At 78.5% G+C, this 744-nt stretch carries 1 protein-coding gene; it reads left to right on the top strand.

The window, feature by feature from the left end:
• Nucleotides 1–744 (top strand): MFS transporter (locus tag KS423_RS46600; protein WP_224285674.1); only part of this gene is annotated, 744 nt, incomplete at both ends.

Here is a 744-nt window from a genome sequence, read left to right as displayed (position 1 = left end):
TGCTCGGCACCGCGACCGGCGCCGCGCGCCTCGGCGGCCCGGCGCTGGCCGGGCTGCTGGTGTACACGGCGGGGCCCGGCTGGGCGTTCGTGCTGGACGGCGCCTCCTTCGCGCTGAGCGCCGCGCTGCTCACCCGGCTCACCGTCGACCGCGTCGAGAGCGCTCGGGGCGCCGAGAGCGCCACCGCCGAACCGCGCTCGCTGCTCCGGGACCTCGCCGAGGGCTGGGGCGAGGTGCGCTCCCGGGACTGGTACTGGACCAGCCTGATCGCCCACGGCGTGTGGAACGGCGCGAGCGCCGTACTGCTCACCCTCGGCCCGCTGATCGCCACCACCCGCCTCGGCGGCGACGGCGCCTGGGTGGCACTCACCCAGGCCGGGGCGGTGGGTCTGCTGGTCGGCTCGCTCATCGCCGGGCGCGTCCGCCCCCGCCGCCCGGTGCTGGCCGGCAACCTCGCGCTCGCGTTGTACGGGCTGCCGCTGCTCGCGCTGGCCGTCCCGGCTCCGGTGCCCCTCGCGGTGGCCGCGCAGGCGGTGGCGATGGCCGGGCTGGGCTTCCTGAACCCGGTGTGGCAGACGGTGGTGCAGCAGGACGTCCCGGCCGGGGCCCTGGCCCGGGTCACCTCGTACGACTGGCTGCTCTCGCTGGGCGCGGCCCCGCTCGGGTACGCCCTGGCGCCGCTCGCCGCCGACGCCTGGGGCAGCCGGGTGCCGCTGCTGGCGGCCGCGGCGCTGGTGACGCTGG

The sequence above is a fragment of the Streptomyces sp. LS1784 genome (genome assembly GCF_020103755.1).
Taxonomy (GTDB): domain Bacteria; phylum Actinomycetota; class Actinomycetes; order Streptomycetales; family Streptomycetaceae; genus Kitasatospora.
This window is presented reverse-complemented; position numbering and strand designations above follow the sequence as displayed.